Source organism: Brunnivagina elsteri CCALA 953, from assembly GCF_002289455.1.
Lineage (GTDB): Bacteria > Cyanobacteriota > Cyanobacteriia > Cyanobacteriales > Nostocaceae > Brunnivagina > Brunnivagina elsteri.
Genome location: NZ_NTFS01000026.1, coordinates 1 through 20,594, shown reverse-complemented (window position 1 = coordinate 20,594; position 20,594 = coordinate 1). Strand labels below are relative to the sequence as shown.

At 38.6% G+C, this 20,594-nt stretch carries 15 protein-coding genes and 1 pseudogene; 4 read left to right on the top strand and 12 right to left on the bottom strand.

Annotation, left to right across the window (positions count from 1 at the left end; all coding sequences use genetic code 11):
* Position 1 precedes the first annotated feature (1 nt).
* The 8 genes from CK510_RS04105 to CK510_RS04065 form a co-directional block, all read right to left on the bottom strand.
* Entirely contained in the window at positions 2–1,279 is a 1,278-nt protein-coding gene (locus CK510_RS04105) for a hypothetical protein (RefSeq protein ID WP_095720482.1), read from the bottom strand.
* Positions 1,280–1,747: 468 nt separating this feature from the next.
* The gene (locus CK510_RS04095) at positions 1,748–2,932 is read right to left on the bottom strand and encodes a glycosyltransferase family 1 protein (RefSeq protein WP_095720481.1); all 1,185 of its coding nucleotides are present in this window, start codon (positions 2,930–2,932) and stop codon (positions 1,748–1,750) included.
* The gene (locus CK510_RS04090; protein WP_095720480.1) at positions 2,880–4,160 is read right to left on the bottom strand and encodes a lipopolysaccharide biosynthesis protein; all 1,281 of its coding nucleotides are present in this window, start codon (positions 4,158–4,160) and stop codon (positions 2,880–2,882) included. Before CK510_RS04090 ends, CK510_RS04095 begins: the two co-directional genes overlap by 53 nt.
* 36 nt (positions 4,161–4,196) lie before the next feature.
* Entirely contained in the window at positions 4,197–6,242 is a 2,046-nt protein-coding gene (locus CK510_RS04085) for a polysaccharide biosynthesis protein (protein ID WP_095720479.1), read from the bottom strand.
* A 536-nt stretch (positions 6,243–6,778) separates the two neighbouring features.
* Positions 6,779–7,297: an acetolactate synthase small subunit gene (gene ilvN, locus CK510_RS04080; RefSeq protein WP_095720478.1), complete on the bottom strand. Its 519-nt coding sequence runs from the start codon at positions 7,295–7,297 to the stop codon at positions 6,779–6,781.
* Positions 7,298–7,605: 308 nt separating this feature from the next.
* Positions 7,606–8,199, bottom strand: a complete 594-nt coding sequence (locus CK510_RS04075; RefSeq protein WP_095720477.1) for a molybdenum cofactor guanylyltransferase — start codon at positions 8,197–8,199, stop codon at positions 7,606–7,608.
* Between the two features lie 184 nt (positions 8,200–8,383).
* A complete protein-coding gene (locus CK510_RS04070) occupies positions 8,384–10,498 on the bottom strand; it encodes a thioredoxin domain-containing protein (protein ID WP_095720476.1) in 2,115 nt (704 codons plus the stop codon).
* 193 nt (positions 10,499–10,691) lie between these two features.
* Positions 10,692–10,922: a QAALIT motif small membrane protein gene (locus tag CK510_RS04065; protein WP_095720475.1), complete on the bottom strand. Its 231-nt coding sequence runs from the start codon at positions 10,920–10,922 to the stop codon at positions 10,692–10,694.
* Between the two features lie 297 nt (positions 10,923–11,219).
* Between CK510_RS04065 and clpP the strand changes: the two genes are divergently transcribed.
* Complete coding sequence (gene clpP, locus CK510_RS04060; protein ID WP_095720474.1) at positions 11,220–11,825, top strand: ATP-dependent Clp endopeptidase proteolytic subunit ClpP; 606 nt, start codon at positions 11,220–11,222, stop codon at positions 11,823–11,825.
* A gap of 993 nt (positions 11,826–12,818) precedes the next feature.
* Here clpP and CK510_RS04055 read toward each other — a convergent pair.
* Together CK510_RS04055 and CK510_RS04050 are read right to left on the bottom strand one after the other, a co-directional pair.
* Positions 12,819–14,174: a glycosyltransferase family 4 protein gene (locus tag CK510_RS04055; RefSeq protein ID WP_095720473.1), complete on the bottom strand. Its 1,356-nt coding sequence runs from the start codon at positions 14,172–14,174 to the stop codon at positions 12,819–12,821.
* 601 nt (positions 14,175–14,775) lie between these two features.
* Positions 14,776–15,777, bottom strand: a complete 1,002-nt coding sequence (locus CK510_RS04050; protein WP_095720472.1) for an anti-sigma factor antagonist — start codon at positions 15,775–15,777, stop codon at positions 14,776–14,778.
* Between the two features lie 232 nt (positions 15,778–16,009).
* Between CK510_RS04050 and CK510_RS04045 the strand changes: the two genes are divergently transcribed.
* The gene (locus CK510_RS04045) at positions 16,010–16,810 is read left to right on the top strand and encodes a 7-carboxy-7-deazaguanine synthase QueE (RefSeq protein WP_095720471.1); all 801 of its coding nucleotides are present in this window, start codon (positions 16,010–16,012) and stop codon (positions 16,808–16,810) included.
* Positions 16,811–17,085: 275 nt separating this feature from the next.
* On the opposite strand, the gene CK510_RS04040 is transcribed toward CK510_RS04045, so the two are convergent.
* Entirely contained in the window at positions 17,086–17,739 is a 654-nt protein-coding gene (locus tag CK510_RS04040) for a DUF3318 domain-containing protein (protein WP_095720470.1), read from the bottom strand.
* A 220-nt stretch (positions 17,740–17,959) separates the two neighbouring features.
* A pseudogene (locus tag CK510_RS04035) lies at positions 17,960–18,239 on the bottom strand (DUF1499 domain-containing protein); the annotation flags it as partial.
* A gap of 327 nt (positions 18,240–18,566) precedes the next feature.
* Between CK510_RS04035 and CK510_RS04030 the strand changes: the two are divergent.
* A complete protein-coding gene (locus CK510_RS04030) occupies positions 18,567–19,622 on the top strand; it encodes a PP2C family protein-serine/threonine phosphatase (protein WP_245911843.1) in 1,056 nt (351 codons plus the stop codon).
* Positions 19,623–19,929: 307 nt separating this feature from the next.
* Positions 19,930–20,556 carry a type IV pili methyl-accepting chemotaxis transducer N-terminal domain-containing protein gene (locus CK510_RS04025; protein ID WP_095720469.1) on the top strand — a complete coding sequence of 209 codons (627 nt, stop codon included), beginning with the start codon at positions 19,930–19,932 and terminating at the stop codon, positions 20,554–20,556.
* The last annotated feature ends 38 nt before the right edge of the window (positions 20,557–20,594 follow it).

Below are 20,594 nucleotides of genomic sequence, written 5' to 3'. Positions count from 1 at the left end.
GTCACAGAGGTAATTTTCTCAAAGAAGCAGTTATATTTTTCTGCACAAATAGCTGATGAAATATTAGTCCTACACCAGCCATAGTTCCAAACATTAGTAGAACCGTAGATGACTCATAACCGCAAAGCCAAATAGCCGCAAGTCTAGTTGGAATCAAAAGTGATGGTATATGGAATGAAAGCTTATCCAATAAACCCATAAACATTCCATAGACAATTAGTCCAGGTATGCACCATAAAAAACCAATGTTTAATAATAGTTCTTCAATTGCACCTACTCCAAATGCCCATAATGTATCTTCAACGGGTGTTCTAACTATATCAGAGGTAAAGGTCTGTGATGTGGAAGAACCCTTAAAAGGTGCTATTTGCCGAGGGACATAATATAATACACTGTAAACATAGCCAGCCATCGGATAAGGCATTATTTTTGATCCTAAAAACTGACTCTTCTCTAATGCCGTTGCTAAAACAGCACCCCGATAAAAATCACCAGTAATAGTTTCTGTAATCAAATCAACCATTGATGATTTAGAGTCAGCATGTTGCCATTTAAATATAGGTAATAGTAATGATACTGCAATTATTGCAATAACTAAAAAAATTCCGATTTTTGCAAGCGATATTTTTTTTCTAAACAGCACTATGATGAGAATAGGTAGTAACATATTGGTTCGTTGTCCAATAGCGCTAGTTGATAAAATACTCGCTATTACTAATCCAAAAGAAAATATTAATCCTACTTTTGTATTTGAATCTTCTTGTCTTGTATAAAAGCCAAGAAAATGTATAGGTAAGTATAGGAGAACAATTAATGCACCCCATCTTTCACCTACTTTTTCTCTCACAACCCAAATAGGCTCATTTTGTAAAAGTATACTTAAACCAGAAAAAGCAAAATAAAGTGAAATAAATATAACAACTATATAAAAAAGTGGTTTAGTAGAATTTTTAAGATGCAAATAATTATAAACTAATTTATTGCCACTCTTTTTATTAGTAAAATTAGCACCTATATGAAATAGCCAAGGAGCTAATAGTACAATAATAAATGACGCTGCCATCAAAGAATCATCACCATTAAAAAATGGTGTAAAAAATTTACTGTTATCTGTAATTCCGACTACTTCTAGTGCTAATCCAAAATCATAATATAACATTACAGAAATACTAGCAAAATGGGATGTATTAGGTATTTTTCCATCACGTGCATTTGACACAAATGGGAGAATTGAAATTACATGGGAAAATAATATAATCGCAAAAACTATTGATTTCATATATTGTTTGCTAATTTTATAGTTTTATGTATTTAAAATATAAAAATAAAAAGCAACTTAATTAGGACTTACGCATTGACAGAAAAATCAAAATAGGGGGTATGCTTTTCAGCGCTTAAAGCTTGTTTTTCTGTTCCCCATCAAGCGATAGAAACCAAGAAAGGGTAATTTATAAAAGAGTGAAACAACCTATTTACGTCAATACATAACATAGCTCTTTTGTACAGTGCGTAAGTCCTATTAATTGAATCTGAACTTTCCCCCTATGCTGATGTATTAAACGAAGCTGAAACTAATAAGTGCTATATTTTCAGCATCAACTGTCATATATACCAAAAACGGTTAAAATTTCTACTTTTTGAATATTAAAAATCCTGCTCTTAAGCCTCTCTCTGCATCGGGGAGAGGTTTGGAGAGGGGTTCCATATTTTGCTAAACTTTAAACCGTTTGAAGTATAAATATTTATTTTATTCACAACCATAAACATTTACTAATTTGATAATGCATTTTTTGATATCAAAGCTACTTTGTTTTATATAAAATAAAGCATTAGATTGATTAGTAGATGTTTTTTGATTTCGTGTTTTTAAAACTGCATCAACCCAAACATTTATTTGTTCAGTTAGGCATAACCGATGAATAAGAGGCATGACTATATCTGCTTCTTTTGGGATAACATCTGAAATAATACAAGGAAGACCAGCAGCTTGTGCTTCTACTAATACGAGTCCCAAGCCTTCATACAATGATGGAAATAAAAATACATCCATCACACCCAGCATTAATCGAAATACGTCAGACCTAGAACCAGTAAATATCACGCGGTCGCTTAATCCTAAGGTTTGGACTTGATGCTCAATATGAGAGTGAAGAGACCCGTTGCCAACTAGTAAAAGGCGCATTTTTGGTTCGCTTTTAGCAATTTCTGCTGCAATCTTTATAAGAAAATCATGATTTTTTTGCTGTTCAAATCTACCTACATGACCAATTACAAAAGCATCTTCAGGTATGCCTAACTCTGCACGAGTTTTACTAGCATCTACTTCCTCGTGAAAAGGAGTGAGGTCAATACCGTAATAAAGTAGTTGCCAGCGCTTATCATTCTTCCAATTGGAACCAAATAAATCATTCGCAGCATCTTGACTACATGCTAAACCCAAGGTAGAGTTTTGCTCAATCCAACTTTTCATTAATGCTACATACAATTTTCTTTTCCATCCTAAATTTGACTCATGGGAAGAACTATCAAGATGACTATGTACTATGCGAGTTGGTACACCTGCTTGTTTAGCTAGCCTCAAAATGTAACCACTAAAATGGTGTATGTGGCTGTGAACAACATCATACGGACCATACTCACGCAAAATCTTCTGGAAATTTTTGGCATATAGCCAAGGTTTAGATGGATGTAGACAGGGAATAACCCTACCACCTACTTCATGAATTTCCTCATCATAAGCACAGGGTTCAGTTGTGTGAACCAGAAAATCCATTTGGAAGCTTTCTCGATCAATATTTCGCAGAACATTCATCAGCCAAGTTTCTGCTCCAGCTCGATTCATCCCACCAACAACTTGGAGAATACGAATAGGTCGTTTTTTAGACAATTTCTGGCTTTGTTCCGGAATATTTATTGATTTTACGTAGTCCATGAAGAATAACTCCTAAACTGATACAAGTTTGTACAGTGGCTGAAATATTAAGCGCGATCGCACCTCCGAACAATCCATATTTTGGCAGTAACCAAAAACAAGCAACTGCTGAAATAGCTGCAACTGTGATAAATATAGGCATTTGCACTCGGAAGTACCGGGATGCGGTCATTCCATAACCGAGAAAACTACCTATATACCCAATACCTGCTGCTACCATTAGCCAAATAAATAAATCTGAATGCTCGCTATACTCAGGTCGATAAATAAGGGTGAGAATTTGACGACCACCAACAGCAGCAAATAAAATACCTCCTCCAGCTATCACTACAGCAATTGCCACGAGTTTTAAAAGTAGGTTGCGGAAAGCGATCGCATTTCCCGCAGAATAGTATTTAGCTAACCGAGGACTAGCAGATTCACCCAATGCCAAAATCACCATATTTCCCACTACCATCAGATAAGCGATCGCAGCAAAAATGCCAAGTTCATACTCACCTAAGTACCTTTCAATAAAGTAGCGGGGGATATTAGCATTCAAGGAAATCAACATCATGACAAACCCTAACGGTAGGCAAAGCCATATGAGTTTCTTCAGTGTTTTTAAATGCCAACGTGGTAAAATTCGTGACCTGTTTTTGAGCATCACCAAACCATTACGGATATCGTAGGTAATCAAAACTATTGCCCAAGCTACAACTAGTCCCCCAGTTCCCCACAAAACGCTGTGCGATAAATACACACCAGCACCTAACATCAACAGCGATAATGGACCTTTGATCATTAGTGATATTGCGATGCGATCCATACGTTCATGCTGTTGGAGTAAGCTGAAAAATATATCACTAATTGACTCAAATGCTTTTGCTAAACCAATTAATAAAATAACAATACAGGTTTCCCTTCTATATCCTGAGAACAAAGCGATAATTGCGATCGCAAAAATTCCCAAACCTGTTCCAATTAACCTTAAACCTAGATAATCACTAAATGAGTAATCTTTGTTTGCATCAGTTGCTTGGACAACTCGTAACTGGAGATTTGTAAACATTATTACTGGTGCTGTAACGGCAAGTCCTAATGTGAATTGCCCTACCATTTCTGGACTACCAAGTTTAGCAAGCACCACTAGCATTCCCCATTGGCAACCTGCATAAACAAGATTACCAATGAATGTCCAGGAGAAATTCCGACGTAGCGTTAGTGGCTTTTGCTCTTGAGTTACCATACTTACAGTGTTATGAATGTTTGTTCAAGTTTTTACTTATATACTTCGCGGGTTTACATTTGCTAGTAAATTTTTATTTTTTGGTACGGCAGAAGAATCCTTTACTGAAGCATCTGTAAATGAGCTATTACCAAAATACTTGGGCTTATACCCCGATACCAACTGCTCCAACAAAAAGACGATCGCATTCCCATCATTCTTTACCCCAGCTTGACATAATGCCTCGACTGTGATATTTAAACTTTCGGGAACCATCCGACTGGCATTCTTCACCATAAACAGCTTCTCATGCTCCGTCGGGTCATACTCTTCTCCCTCGATAAACAATTCTTCAAATAGCTTTTCTCCTGGTCGCAGTCCTGTAAATTCGATCGCAATGTCTTTATCGAGTTCATACCCAGACAAACGAATCAATTCCTCTGCCAAATCGACAATTTTCACTGGTTTACCCATGTTCATCATCAATACTTCACCTCCGCGTCCCAGTACTGCTGCTTGCAGGACTAACTGGACGGCTTCGGGAATCGTCATGAAGTAACGACAGATGTCGGGATGGGTGACGGTTATTGGACCACCTGCGGCTATTTGTTTTTTGAAGGTGGGAACGACACTTCCACGACTGCCCAGCACATTACCAAATCTGACCGCTAGATAAGATTTACCACTTTGTCTTGCTGCTTGCAATACCAACATTTCCGCAACTCTTTTGCTCGCTCCCATGACATTTGTCGGGTTCACTGCTTTGTCGGTGGAAATCATCACGAAGTGATTGACGTTGTATTGCAGTGCTAGTTCTACTACATTTTTCGTCCCGACAACATTGTTGGTGATGGCTTCCCCTGGATTCACTTCCATGAGTGGAACATGTTTGTGTGCTGCTGCGTGGAAAACGACATCCGGTTGGAATTTCCCAAAGGCATACCGAAGTCTGTCACGAAAGCGAATATCAGCAATAAATGTTAATATTCGCGGTGTCTGCCGTTGAGTTTTGTCTTCGCTTTTCAATCCCTGAACAACTTGTTCCAGTTCTTGTTGAATGTTAAAGACTGAATTTTCACCATGTCCAACTAGCATGATTTCGCTGGGATGGGATTTCAGAATTTGACGGCAGAGTTCGCTACCAATTGAACCACCTGCTCCAGTAATCAGGACTTTTTTACCTTTGAGGAATTGGGAAACACTGTGAACGTCGGTTTGAATGGGTTCACGTCGGAGTAAGTCTTCGATTCTGACATCACGAATGCTTTCTAAACGAACTTTTCCATTCAGGATTTCATGAATTCCTGGCAAGGTATTGGTTTGAATTCCTGTTTTCTGGCAAATATCGACGATATTGCGAATCACTTCTCCAGTAACTGATGGCATGGCAATGATGACTTTGCCGATGTAGTGGGTTTTGATGGCATCGGGAATGGAATTGCGATCGCCTACTACGGGAACTCCACGAATTCGAGTGTTGAATTTTTGGGGATCGTCATCAATAAAGGCTGCTGGATACATGCCAAGTTGCGGGTTACGCTGCATTTCTTGGACTAGGGAAACTCCTGCATTCCCAGCTCCGACTATTAAAACTCTTTCCCTCGGATTCAAGTGTAAACGACGCTGTTTTATTCTTTCGAGAACTCTAAAACTAAAACGGAATCCACCAATGGCAATGAATGATAGTAGTCCATCTATGAATGGTAAAGATTGGGGTAACTCATCTACAAAAAGCGGTAAAACGTATCTTAGGGTATCGAAAAAAACCACTTGAATAATCACCGCAGCAGTTGTCAGAACTGCGACGTACAATAATTCCTCAATACTTGCATAACGCCAATACCTTCTGTAGAAACCAAAACTCAAAAATACACTGATTTTGATGACTAAGAAAAGTGCAGTTGCGATCGCTAAGTCTGATAAGTAAGGTTGGATTGCAAGATTTCCATCCAGACGCAAAATTAGTGCCAGTAAAGGAGTAATCGAAAATATAATGACATCGAATACGAATAAATGACGATTTCGCAATTTCAGCAATCTGCTGGAAACAAGGTTCAGAGTTTTTTGTGCAAGCCAGTGAGAAATAAAGAATAATAGATTCATGTTCGTCTACCCCTCCTGGGTAAGCGCAAACTATCTTAATTTTGGATATTCACATCCAAAATAAGATTGTATAAAGTCAACATTAAAAGATTATTAAACAGGGAAAAATTCCTAAAAATCTATTTTTATGCATGAATTGACTATCTACCAAGAATGATAGGTAAGTGAAATTCAAATACTTGTCAACAAAAATTTTTTATAACTTGCATACCCCATTGCGAAATAATTAACTGTAGCTTGAGTGACCATTCAGCTTTAAATGCTGCTAGATGTTTTTTAGCAGTTTTAACGGGAATAGTTGTGCCAATTTGGCACTAGTTTATGCAAAATGAGAATAATCTTTAGCTTGACACTCTCCGCCCTATAAGGGCGAGGCTTTAGACCCAGTTTTTCGGTAAAATGCAATTCATTAGCAAGCAATGTAATAATAGTTACTCTATCTAACAAGCATAAGAATATAGCTTATTAGAGAATTTTGCTTGTTAATTATCCTAATTTTTGATTTAGAAGTAGCAAGCAAAATGTAGTAATTACGGCTATACTTTTGCTTCCAAAGACTTTAATAACTCAGTATTAACACCAGACTCGCGAGTGAGCGCAATTTTACCAGTACGGGCAATTTCCCTAAGACCAAATTTTTGTAACACCTGGACGATCGCAACCATTTTTCCGGGATCACCTACAACTTCGAGAGTCAACGAATCTTCGGCAACGTCTACCACACGTGCGCGGAATATTTGCGAAAGTTCGACAATTTCCGCACGATTACTGCTGCTGGCATTGACTTTGAGCAGCATTAATTCGCGTTCAACGCAAGGGATTTCGGTGATATCCTGAACTTTGAGGACATTGATCAGTTTGTACAGTTGTTTGGTGAGTTGCTCAATCACGCGATCGTCCCCAGGGACAACCATTGTAATTCGAGAAATTCCCGGTTGTTCGGCTGGTCCAACCGCAAGGCTTTCGATATTAAAGCCACGACGAGCAAATAATCCAGCAATGCGAGAAAGAACTCCCGCTTCATCTTCGACAAGTACGGAAAGGGTGTGTTTCATTGGGAGCAAACTCAGGCTAGGGCAGTTTATCTATATAATTCATTTAGAGTAAGCCACAAAATGAATGATCCTGTGTTGTCATGCTGAGGAACGTAGGCGAAAGACTTCCCGAAGGGTAGCATCTCCGCAAGATTCTTCGTTCCTCAGAATGACATTGAGCATTTCTTTCTGTGGAGTTCTCTTAAGTGCAGGCTGAAGCTGATGACGGCACTGCAATTATTTGCTTTCAGACGTTACAAAGATTAGACAATTATTGTATGTTAAGATGGGTAGGGATTTGCTTTATTTAAGAAAAAACGAGTAATTTTTTACTCGGCACTGTTTGCCAAATCTTCAGGTGTATTACAGTTAAAAAATATCGAAGTCTGGTTTGATGGTATGATTTCTACGATGTTTTGATTTAACCATTGCTGGAAAGAACGCCCTCCTTCGTTAATGAATTCGTTTAACCCTGGTAAGCTACTTCGGTGATAAAAACCGCATAGGGGTTCCCAACCTTTGGGATGGTGTGCCAGAAATGCGATCGCATCTTTTCTAACATCTACTAATTTTTCTGCCCAAGCTTGCACAATCTCTATTTTCAATTTGGGTAAGTCACAAGCTAATAATAGTACCCATTCAGTTTCTACCTGGGCAAGTCCTTGGGAAAATGCCACTAAGGGACCTTGGGTTTCCCCTAATAGTAAATCTTCGCGAATAAATATACTATTCTCTGGTAATAAATCTTGATAACGTTCTTGCCAAGGTGTGATAAAATAAACCCTGTTTGCACAAGCAGCAGCAACTTGATAAACTCCCAGCAGTAGGGGTATGCCATTTATGGGGAGCAAAGATTTATCTTGCCCCATTCGCGAACTTTTTCCCCCTACAAGAATGATTGCTGTTAGTTTGTCTTTGGTCATCGGATTTTGGATTTTAGATTCTGATTTTGAATTTTGCTTACTCCTCCGGAGAAGTAAACTAAGCGTAGCGTGTCGAAGACAAAAGTTGACCAATTATTCCTTGAGTAGCTTGCTTCTCCGAAGGGGTATTGCGAATTGGGTAGCTTTTGCTTCTCGCTCTGCGAGGAAAAGCGAATTGTTTGAATTATCCTCTGATTTGGCTTTGTTGTAGTTGTTGTAATAGCTTCTCTAAGTTATCTGGTGCAGGTAAACATTTTAACCCTTGGCAAACCAAACCAACAGTACCGTCAGGTAAATTAGACATTTCCGCAAACATCACACTCGGCAGATATTCAGATATCAGGGTATTTATTTGCGTGGTGCTGGTACGGATTAAAGTTGAATTTTTATACCAATCTAAAGCGGAAAACATACTAGGACATGCTTGGGGAGATTGGTTCATTATTCCTCGAAAGGCTTTTAATGCTTTTGTTGCTAAGTCGAGATAGTGTAAATTATCGGTTATGAGGGAAAGACGGACAAGATTTGCGATCGCAATTCCATTTGCTGAAGGTGTAGCATTATCTTGATAGCTACGTTCACGCACGATTAAGTCTTGGCTTCCATCACTAGCTGCATTGAAATATCCACCTAATTCCACACTCCAGAGATATTTATCAAACTCATTTTGGAGGGATATGGCATTTTCCAGCCAATCAATTTTTTCCCCTTCCCTATTTTCAGTGACAATTCCTGTTAATAGTGTTGCTTGGTGTAAATCTAAAAGTGCTTTGAGAAAAAAGGCATAATCTTCCGATTGCGCGAATACTGTCGCTTCTCCAGCATAATTTAATCGGTGGAAGCGTCCATTCAGAAATTGATGCTTAAGAATAAAATTTGCTGCTTTGGTGGCAAGTTCTAGATAAATCGGTTTGCGAAATACAATATATGCTCTGGCTAAACCGGAAATCATTAGACTATTCCAGGCTACAATCATTTTTGTATCGGTGACTGCGGGAATACGTCCTTGCCAATTTCTAGTTTTGGCTTCTTGGTTATTACGTGCTGGTGGAAAAGTCACGATTACATCTGGATTTACATCTGAATTTACATCTTTAATTGCACCGTAACGGACTACAAATAGTTTTTCTAAGGTTTTTTCTAAGGTTTCGCTGAGTTTTCCAGAATTCCGACGCTGCAAAACATTACTATTCTCAAAATTACCATTAACAGTGACGGTAAATTGCTGTTGTAATTCCCTTAGTTCATCTGGAGTGAGTAAATTTTCGAGTTCATTGTAATTCCAAACGTAGAAAGCACCTTCCTCTGGTTCACTCTCTTGGGAAGTTAGAAAACTATCAGCATCTTGAGATGCATAAAAATAACCTTCGGAGGCAGTCATTTCTCTTTGTAGCCATTCGACTGTCAACTCAATCCCTCGTTCAAATGCTGCTTCTCTGAATCCAGTACTCCATAAATTAGCTAAATACTCAACAATTTGCCCATTATCGTAAAGCATCTTCTCAAAATGCGGTACAGTCCAAGTTGGATCGACAGTGTACCGATGAAAACCACCAGCAACATGGTCGAATATTCCACCTAAAGCCAAATTCAACCCCCGTTGCTGACAAACCTCTTTAGCATCGGATTGGGAATCAAAATTAAATCGGGTTCCCCGAAGTGCCATTTCCCCATAGGGAATCATGGGAAAACTGTTGCCCTGGGGGTTAGGGTTAATGATTCTAGTGCTGGTTTCCCAACCTTGTATTAACAATTCTCGATCTTGTGCTTCAGTAGTACCATCAGTTTGTAAAATCGCACCTTCAAGTAAAGCTTCTAAAATGACACCTTTACGTTTTTGTAAATCTTCTTTTTCTGTATCGTAGTAATTCCGTAACGCTTCGAGAACTTGAAGAAAACCCGCACGACCATATCGAGGTTCAATGGGGAAATATGTACCCGCGTAGAATGGAACCAAATCATCGGGAGAAAGAAATACATTCAGAGGCCAGCCACCACTACCCGTCATCATCTGTAATGATTGCATATAAATGCTATCGATGTCGGGACGTTCTTCGCGATCTACTTTGATGGGGAGAAAATTGGCATTGAGATATTGTGCGATCGCACGATCAGAAAAAGCCTCACCTTCCATGACTGTACACCAATGGCAACTGGAATAACCAATGGAGAGAAATATGGGTTTATCCTGTGATTTTGCTGTGGAGAGCGCTTCATCACACCAATACCACCAATCAATCGGATTCTCGGCGTGTTTACGAAGATAGAGACTTTTTGCTGACTCTAGACGATTAGTCATGATTTTGAGGCACTTGAAAAACCCTTCTTGACCAGTGTAACCAAATCCGGCAGTTCTATCTCAAGTAAAATCAAAATTTCTACCGGATGATATAGATTTTGGACTTCGGCAGAGCTTTCAGTCGAACGATTTTGGGTTTTAGATACATTCGCTCAGTACAAGCTTTGGATTTAAGTATTCTAATCCTTAATCCTTAATCCCTAATTCCTACCAATTGGGTGATACGCTCGTTCGCTATTAGTTGCTGCGATATTCCTCCGGCACGCTGCGGGATCGAGCAAAGCAGGTACTTTAGAGCGATCGCATTCGGTTTTTCTACCAAGGATGGTAAAGCTGTACTGGGAATCGTACTATTTGAACTGACTAAAAGTAGGAGATGGAGTAAAAAAGTAATAATAGCAGCTTGTATTAATTTGTCCAACATGACTTCTCTCTCTAAGTGACGGCAGGTAAAGCAAAATTACTTGCATTGAATGCACCTCATCATGTGTAAGTACCCCTTTCGGATGATTCTATCCGGAAGACAAGAGTAAAAATGCAGACAAAATTACAATTATTCAGCTAAATTTAATTCGATTTTGGGGATTGGGCATTGGTAACTGGTTCAAAACAAAGAACAAAAGACAAAAAATAACGCAGAAAAGACACATGTTCGGTTAATTGGACAGCACAGGAGCGCCGAAATAGATAAAATGTACCTAAAATCACTAGTTTTAGCTGCATGATTCCTATCGTTATTGAACAATCGGGTCGAGGCGAACGTGCCTTTGATATTTATTCGCGGCTGTTACGCGAGCGCATTATTTTCTTGGGGCAACCGATTGATAGCAGTGTAGCTAACCTGATTGTTGCTCAACTTCTATTTTTAGATGCTGATGATCCAGGGAAAGACATCTATATGTACGTCAATTCTCCTGGTGGTTCGGTGACTGCTGGTATGGGTATTTTCGATACGATGAAATACATTCGCTCGGATGTATGTACTATTTGTACCGGACTGGCGGCAAGTATGGGTGCATTTCTCCTCAGCGCTGGCACTAAAGGTAAGCGGATGAGCCTTCCTCATTCGCGGATTATGATCCACCAACCTTTAGGCGGGGCACAGGGACAAGCAACCGATATTGAAATTCAAGCTAAAGAAATTCTCTATCACAAGCGTAGGTTGAATGAATATTTAGCCGACCATACTGGACAACCCTTTGAAAAGATAGTCGAAGATACCGAACGCGATTTCTTTATGTCTCCTGAAGAAGCTCAAGGATACGGTTTAATCGACCAAGTAATTAATCGCCACGCTGCGGGTATCCGTCCGATGGCTGTAGTTTAAAGACTTCCTCGATATCCCCGACTTCTCGAAGTCGGGGATATTGTTTGTTCTTTTTTCTCTCGATGGTACAAGACACTCATTTTATCGCGATACGCCCTTCTCGTTAAACTTTGCTTATCGCAACAATTTCGCATATACAGACATCAAATTTATAGTCAATCAGTAATATCAAGTATTTTTTTTATTAATTAGTCATTTCTATAACTTCATTTTTATCCATATACGCAATTTCTGTAACTTAAATACATAAAAATCACTTTTTATATGAAGTTATATTATTCTAATAAAATTAATTATCAATTATGGAACGCAATTAAAGCCTTTGACAATAGCAAAAAAAATGGTAACATTTTACTAACCTTAATGTGTGGGTGATTTGGGGTAGCTTATATTTTTTTGCAACCGAGCCAAATTAGAATCTCTTCAACTCAAAATTCTGCTCTCAATTTCGACCTGAACACCTAAATCATATTTTCTAGGGATTTAGTGGAATTATAGAGAATGTGACATACTCCACACACTCCCTTGCAGGTGAGTGTGGGCTTCTCAGTGACTCTTCTATGAAGACATTAACTGAGCTTTAAAGCCCTGTGCCCCAGGGTATGAGGACTTTCTGGAAGTTTGTTTGTTTTATAGGAACCGCTTTCTGCACTTAGTTGTTTAACACCTATTGAGGCAATCATACCATTTACTCAGAAGCAAAATAAATATGAGGAGTGAAAACTCAACTATCGCATTTATTTGTTCATGCTACGCATAAAAGCAATAAAGACAATGTTTCGTTTTCACCTCGCATACCCTGCGGGTAGACGCGCAAGCGGCTTCTGTAAGTAGCAAGCTACATCCCACGCTCCTAAAAGTGAGGCGTAGGGCTTCTGCTGTTTTAGCTAAACTGGATACTGGGTTTGGTAGGTGTTCCGCTAAAACCGACTCATATCTACACTGGGGGTTTAAGAGGCTTTATTTTCAATCCCAAAGATTGCCATAACCTAATTAATCTGCTCGAATTTGTCTTTGACTAATGGTTGATTCGCTAATCGTCGGGTTGGGAACTGCGAAAAAAAGAGGTTCGTAAGCTGATTCAATCATAACTGGCTGAATAACTGGCTGTGCAATTGGTGTAGGTTCCGTGACAGCATAGAATAAAGATTCGTATTGACTTAAGGCACTATCAAACGAATAATTCTCGACTGCGAATTTGCGGCTATTGTAACCAAGGGAATTGACTTTTTCTGGTGCTTTGTACAAATCCAAAATCGCATCTGCTAGTGCTTGGGGTTCTTCTGGGGGAACGACAACACCACCACCACTTTGATGAATTGCCCTTGCAGCAGTACCATTATCAGGTACTGATGCAATTAATGCTCGTCCACTAGCAAGGGCAACTTGAATTTTGGAAGGCATGTTGAAGGAAATCACATTTTTCTTTTGTACCACCAAACTTACATCCGCAGCAGCAAGCATATCAGGTAATTTTTCACGGGGTTGGAATGGTAGCAGTAATACATTATCCGCATCTTGCTCGAGACATTCCTGTTGTAAACGTTGCAAACCCTTAGCTTCTCCGACAATGACGAAGGTAATATCGGGAATATGCCGCAACTTGCTAGCTGCTTTAACTACAGTTTCCAAACCTTGGGTTAAAGCGATGTTACCCGAATACATGACGACGAATTTGCCATTGAGATTGTGGGTAGCGCGAAATTCACTTTCTTCTTTCGGTAGAGGGCGAATAAAGTTAACATCAACCCAGTTAGGAATTTTGACCATTTTACTTGCCTTAACACCTTTCTGTAGCAAATTATCAACAAATCCATCAGCAATAACGCTGATTTTGGTTGCTGTGCGGTAAGCAAACTTTTCTAGTATTTGGAAAACTTTGATTAGAACTTTGTTTTTTAGCAAACCTGTATGGATTGCGGCATCTGGAAGAATGTCTTGTAAATTGAGAATTACAGGGCAACGATTTAACCATCCCAAAACTGAAGCTGGGACGCATCCTGGTAGTGATGGCGAGGTTGTTAAAATTACATCAGGTCGCCAACCTGCGATCGCGGGGATAAAGCTAGTCGCAACAAAGCTGGCATCAAGTAAAATACGGTCGATTAAATTGGGCTGAGGACGAATCCAGACAAAACTACGCTGAATTTTGACACCATTTTTTTCTTCTGTGACAAATAATTTACCCCGATAAGCTTCGTAGATTTCACGCTGGGGGTAATTGGGCATTGCAGTGACAACCCGTACTTCGTGTCCACGTTTAACCAATCCCTCTGCTAGTTCGGTCATCAGAGGAGCGATACCGATGGGTTCGGGGTGGTAATTGTAAGAGTAAATTAAAATACGCATAAAATTTTTTACTTAAAAAAGCCCTGGTGTTGGATTTAACTGCAAAAATTTATTTCGTCTGCTTCCCCGCATTTTTAGTGCTGGTATTAATAATTTTCTCTTCAGAGTTTATTAATGTCCGTGATTTTTCATTGAAGATTGCGTAAAATTTGACTTTTCATCACTAGAGGCTCAATGCTAATTTTGATACTATTACCCACCGGATTGATGTAAGTAAAAACTCGATAAAAATATGTTAACTGTAGAAAGATATTACCCAAACTTTGAATTATTGCGATCGCATTGAGTCTCGATTCAGTATTTATAGGTAATTAGGCAATAAATTTAACTAGATACCAATATTCTTCAACTGGTGTGTCATTAGTGATAACTGCTAAAAAACAGCACATTCCAGTATCTAAAAGGTAATATTCCTTGAAAATTTTTAGGTATGACTTAGGGGCAGTAAAAATAGAAAAATCGGAAGTTTTACCACCACATCGACAAGATTTCCCAATCTCCCCAAATAAAAACCCGATTTCCTTGTTGAAATCGGGTTGGTTAGTAAATTGGTTTAGGTTATTAAAATATGGAATTTTAGATTTTCTGGCTATTCAGTTCTTTAAACAGCGCCACTATTTTTGTTAAATAAAATTGTGACGGTTTTAAAAATAAGCGTTAGGTCGTATAACAAACTCCAATTTTTCTGATACTGTAAATCTAAGCGAATTACATCCTCAAAACTGCGTATACTAGACCTACCATTGACTTGCCATTCTCCAGTCATTCCCGGTCTTACATCTAAACGTTGCCATTCTGGGACTTCATAACACGATACCTCGCTCGGTGTGGGAGGTCGAGTCCCAACCAAACTCATTTCACCTATGAGTACATTCCAAAATTGGGGTAGTTCGTCAAAACTAGTTTTCCGCAAAAATCGACCGACTCGCGTCACTCTTGGATCATTGTCGATTTTAAAAAATGCACCTTGAACTTGGTTTTGTTTTTCTAGTTCGGCTTTTTTGGCTTCCGCATCGACGCACATCGACCGGAATTTCCAAATTTTGAACTCCTTACCCATCCAGCCGCAACGGGTTTGAGCAAAGAAAATTGGTCCTGGGTTGTCGATTTGAATTGCGATCGCAATCGGAATGTATAATACAGCAGTAATCGCCAAACCAACTATGGCACCAATAATATCAATCAACCGCTTCATCCAAGATTTAACTGAAGGATGAGTATTTGGCAAAACTTCTTCTAATTGACGACTGGCTAGAGATTCCACACTCTCAGAGTATTCTATTGAAAAAACTTGGTCTAGTCCTGTAAGGTTTAATACTGCAAATACTTGAGGGGTGACATTCCGTAATATCATCTCAATCCCTTGTTCCTGAGCATTTTTTAAATTACTGACCAAAGCACCCAAGCCACTACTGTCCATAAAGATAGTATTGTCAAAGGCAATAATAATTTGTTTTAATACAGAGTTTGCCTGAAGTAATTTTTGGCAGGTTTGCTTAAAGCTTACAGCCTCAAGTACGCTCAACCTGGCGGGAATTTGAACTATTGCCGTTTCATTAAGGAATGTGACGGGGAAATCTGCCTCTGTGGGTTGGCTAGTCATGAAACCTTGCACTTTTGTTGCTCTTTTTATGTATTCTGACAAATATGGTGTTCTAGAGAATACCCTAATCTAATGTATAACCACTAACAATCAGGAATAATCACTACTTTATAAAGTTTTAGTTGAAGTTCTGGCACAGATTTTGCAAAGGGCGATTCACAATATAAAAATAAAGCCAAAATCATCCCTGCTATTGTGCCACTAAATGATAAATGCACATAGATATCATCACATGACCGAGAATACAAATGTTACACCCAATGCCCGCCTGATTGAAATCTTCTCTGGAATTCAAGGAGAAGGACTGAACGTTGGGACTCGTCAGATTTTTATTCGCTTTGCCCTGTGCGATTTACGCTGTCACTTTTGTGACAGTTCTAGTACTTGGATTGCACCCAACGAATGTAAAATTGAGCGTTCCCCCGGTTTACGTGACTTTGAAATTCACTCAAACCCAGTCTCATTATCTATGATACTCGAATGGGTAAAGCGACAAAATATACCTTGCTTACACGATAGCATTAGCTTGACTGGAGGCGAGCCACTTCTTCACGCATCCTTTTTAAAGGAATTTTTACCTCAAGTCCGTGCTGCTACTGGATTGCCGATATATTTAGAGACTGGTGGACATCGCCCCGAACAACTGATGATGGTTTTACCTTACATAGACTCGATAGGTATGGATTTCAAGCTTAATAGCGTCAGTGGCGAAAAACGCTTTTCTGAACATGCTCGATTTCTTCAACTATGTAACGAATCACAAGTAGAGACTTTTGTCAAGATAATTATTTCCGATCGCACTGATTCTATGGAGTTGGAACGTGTTGCTGAGTTGCTAGCTAACGTAAATCCGCAAATTCCCGTCTTTTTGCAGCCTGTAACGCCATTAGGTGAATCCGCGCAAATCGTAGATGCACCGATTGTACTGGCTCCTTCCCCCGACCAGGTGTTGATATGGCAGGGAATGATGAAGCGTTTGGTTAAACAAGTGCGTGTAGTACCCCAAACTCATAAAATGTTAAATCAGTTGTAGTTATGATTCCACAGATATTAATAGAGAATATGTATATAATCTAGACGTTATCTATTGGAGTTATGGCAATCCAGCCTGATTAGCTAAGAGTAAGCTGATTTGATTGTAGAGACATTCTGTGTAAGTCTCTACAACGTTTATAGTTTTTTAAATACTACAGATAATACAAAGACGACAGGAGTCAGGAGTCAGGAGTCAGAATTTAGGAATCAGGGGTCAGAATTTAGGAATCAGAAGTAAGAATCTTTTAATTCCTAATCTCCGGTTCCTAATACTTAAAAACTTTCATCCAAATTTTTTGAGGATGATGATTTATTACCTCGTACTTTATTGGCGCTGCGTTTGAGTGCGGAAAGACGAGCTTCATATTTAGAACGTTGACGCTTGCCAGGAGTAGAGTCAATCAAGGTTTTGAGAGCGCTACCCAAGCTTTTGTAAGCATTGGGAAGACTGTAGCCAAAACGTTGTGCAAGTGCGATCGCCTTTTCATCAGCTTCGATTAATTCGCGAGCGACTTTTTCGCCACTATTTTTTTGATAAAGTCGCCAACCGGAAACACCGCACAAAGCCATAGCCAGTATTAACAATAGACCATCTTGAACCCAAAGTTCCCCGACAGCGCCACCCAAGCCAATGGCAAGTGCAGCCATTTCCCAACCATCTTTGGGAATAGTGTCATTTTGAACACGAGCAACATCATGCCAGAAAAGCAGATTGCGCTGGTCGATAGCGAGGGTATCCCATTTCACCAAGTCAATTTGAATTTCTACTTGGTCTTTACCGATTTCCTCGCAACGGATTAGGGCAGGATTGACTTCCGTCGTTCCTTCTACCGTTACCCAGCTCTGCAATTCTGGGGGTAATAAACCTTTTAATCGCCGTAATTCACTCATTTCTGCTTTGGCAGAGGAGGTTGCATAGGATGCCATATATCCAGCCCCAGAAAACAATCAGTATAGTTAGGGTATCACTTTGGAGTATAGCGATTTTATAAACAATTCGGCTCAGTCGTGAGGAAAACTTCCGTGTTTTTTCCGAGCTTCCATTGCTTTTTCCAAAAGGTCAAGTAAACCAGGAGTTCTCCAAAGGAAACTCAATTATGGCACGAATCTCGCCGTCAGATGGGTCGTACTTATGCCTCGTTACAACTTACATCTCGTTAAACTTCGCTCGAATTGTTTCGATACGTTTGCGATTCACTCCCAAATCGCTTTGTCCTAAGCGGGAAGCTGAACGAAGGTGGATAGTATTGGAATTGCCGCTTGGTTTCGCGCCAAAATTCCACATCATCAACGTATCCCATCAAGGCGCTTTTAAATTCAGCGTGGAGATAATCAGCGCTTTGGTTAATAATTTTTGTTCTGGGTAAGGATTCAATTATACTTTTGAGATTTGCGATCGCTATCTCTGGAATAGAACTGTAGGTTAGCTTGTCTTGTCTATTTTAACTTCCAGCATCAAAGTTACCGAGTAATTTTACTTAACTGCTATTTATAGTTATTTTCTCCCTGAATCAGATTAATTTAAACTAAACAGCCTTTTATATAAGTGCAAATACTGAAGTCTAATAGATAAATTCAATGCAAAATTAAAGTTGAGTTTAAGCAGTGCGATCGCTTAGTCAGCGTCATGCTTTTTATAAATAGCAAGAAGAGTAGAAAAGAGTTCTTTCTACTTGTTTTTGTTATTGAATTTTAAGTGTATATCTACTTTTTTTTGAATAAATTGACAAGCAAGGATAAAATCAAATCTCGATTTGTATCAACAGCGTTTATTTTGGTCGAGTTTATTTAGCATTATTAGTTTTCCTATTTTAGCCTTAGCTTGGTTTGCGATTCTCGGTTTAGTCAGATGGTATATCAAACAGCGTAGAAGTGCAGAAAAAGCATTACAATCTGCCAAAATTCAATTAGAAGAAGCAAATGAGTCTTTAGAATTTAAAGTACAAGAACGCACAATGCAATTAAGAGAAGCAAATACCCAAATTATTGCTTTAAATGATTCTTTAAAAGATGATAATGTAAGGATGAAGTCAGAGTTGAATGTTACACGTCAAATTCAGCAAAAGATTCTACCGAAAAAAGAAGAGCTTTTACAAATAGAAAGTCTAGATATTGCTGGTTTTATGCAACCTGCTAGTGAAATTGGTGGCGATTATTATGATATTATTTCCTCCAATGGACGAGTTAAAATTGGGATTGGTGATGTAACGGGACATGGTTTAGAAAGTGGGATGTTGATGTTGATGGCACAAACATCTATACGTACTTTACTAGAAAATAATGAAACCGATCCGCAAAAGTTTTTAAATACTTTGAATCAAACAATTTATCATAATGTAAAACGAATGGAGTCGGATAAAAATATGACTCTTTGTTTGTTGGATTATGAAAATGGTAGGGTAAGAATTTCTGGACAGCACGAAGAAATACTGATAATTCGTCGTGGAGGTATGGTACAAAAAATTGACACGATGGAGTTAGGATTTCCCATTGGATTAGAGGAAGAAATTAGTCATTTTGTTGCTTATGCGGATTTACAGTTGTTACCTGGGGATGTAATTGTACTTTATACAGATGGAATTACAGAAGCTGAAAATGCTAATGGTGAATTTTATGGACTTAAGCGTTTAACCCAGTTAGCTAAAGATAATTGGCAAAAATCAGCAGAAGAAATTAAGCAAGCTGTAATTGATGACTTGTGGCAATATATTGGCGATCGCAATCTTTTAGATGATATTACTTTGGTTGTCTTAAAACAAAAATCTATGCCTACAGTTACAGACTTTGCTAATGATTTGGCTCTCTGTTAATCTAATACATCGGCACTAGGCAAAAGCTATTATCAAGCTTTCTTAGGTTTAATAATGGTATGTTTATTTGTGCTTTGAATTAGTTTTAGTATAGTCTACACTGCATATCTCCGACTTCAGAAGTTGGGGATATTATATTTATTTTGGCAATTTGCGCTATTTTAGGGAAATTTTGGGAAATATAGATTAAACCCATGATTTATAGCTAAATTCGTGATTTCAGACATTTGCTTGGAAAAAATTAGTATTTTTGACTAATCAATGCTGAAACCAGGATTTGGTTCTAGCTATACAAATAGGCAAGAATATGGCTCAATTTACTAATCCTTTATCGCAGAAACTATTTACTAAAAGTAAATATCGGACAATTTTGCTTTCTGCTGCATTATTTCTCACCTTTGATTTAGGTGTGTTATTACCTAACTTCTTAATCTCCACTAATTTAAAACAAGATGCTATCAGTATTAACCTTGCTGGTAGACAGCGTATGCTCTCGCAAAGAATGACAAAGGCATTATTACAGGTAAAAGTAGCCAAGGAAGTGCAGAAAGAACTAGATACATCGCAACAGGAATTAAAGAAAGCTTCTCAACTATTTGATGATACTTTAACAGGATTTGAACAAGGAAAAATGGTTCCTGGTGGAGATAGTAAACCTGTTTTTCTTGATGCTGTAGAAACAGCTAAATCTCAAGGAATAATTGTCAAAGCGAAAGAAATTTGGATACCTTACAAAAGCAAAATTCAGGCAATTATCTTTGCTGGGGATAACCTTGAAATAGATGTTTTACAAGATGCGATCGCATATGCTGAGGAAAATAATCTCAAGCTGTTGGATTTGATGAACCAACTCACTACCGAGGAGCAACAAGTCGCTGATAATAAAGCTAATACTCTACAACTTATCCAAACTATAGGATTAGGGGGTAGATGAGCAATCGTACAGAAAGTTACGCTAAGGCTGAAAACCTT

Bases quoted from the DNA above. Each gene is read 5' to 3' on its own strand.
- CK510_RS04105 (WP_095720482.1), bottom strand. From the start codon at position 1,279: ATGAAATCAATAGTTTTTGCGATTATATTATTTTCCCATGTAATTTCA.
- CK510_RS04095 (WP_095720481.1), bottom strand. From the start codon at position 2,932: ATGGACTACGTAAAATCAATAAATATTCCGGAACAAAGCCAGAAATTG.
- CK510_RS04090 (WP_095720480.1), bottom strand. From the start codon at position 4,160: ATGGTAACTCAAGAGCAAAAGCCACTAACGCTACGTCGGAATTTCTCC.
- CK510_RS04085 (WP_095720479.1), bottom strand. From the start codon at position 6,242: ATGAATCTATTATTCTTTATTTCTCACTGGCTTGCACAAAAAACTCTG.
- ilvN (WP_095720478.1), bottom strand. From the start codon at position 7,297: ATGAAACACACCCTTTCCGTACTTGTCGAAGATGAAGCGGGAGTTCTT.
- CK510_RS04075 (WP_095720477.1), bottom strand. From the start codon at position 8,199: ATGACCAAAGACAAACTAACAGCAATCATTCTTGTAGGGGGAAAAAGT.
- CK510_RS04070 (WP_095720476.1), bottom strand. From the start codon at position 10,498: ATGACTAATCGTCTAGAGTCAGCAAAAAGTCTCTATCTTCGTAAACAC.
- CK510_RS04065 (WP_095720475.1), bottom strand. From the start codon at position 10,922: ATGTTGGACAAATTAATACAAGCTGCTATTATTACTTTTTTACTCCAT.
- clpP (WP_095720474.1), top strand. From the start codon at position 11,220: ATGATTCCTATCGTTATTGAACAATCGGGTCGAGGCGAACGTGCCTTT.
- CK510_RS04055 (WP_095720473.1), bottom strand. From the start codon at position 14,174: ATGCGTATTTTAATTTACTCTTACAATTACCACCCCGAACCCATCGGT.
- CK510_RS04050 (WP_095720472.1), bottom strand. From the start codon at position 15,777: ATGACTAGCCAACCCACAGAGGCAGATTTCCCCGTCACATTCCTTAAT.
- CK510_RS04045 (WP_095720471.1), top strand. From the start codon at position 16,010: ATGACCGAGAATACAAATGTTACACCCAATGCCCGCCTGATTGAAATC.
- CK510_RS04040 (WP_095720470.1), bottom strand. From the start codon at position 17,739: ATGGCATCCTATGCAACCTCCTCTGCCAAAGCAGAAATGAGTGAATTA.
- CK510_RS04025 (WP_095720469.1), top strand. From the start codon at position 19,930: ATGGCTCAATTTACTAATCCTTTATCGCAGAAACTATTTACTAAAAGT.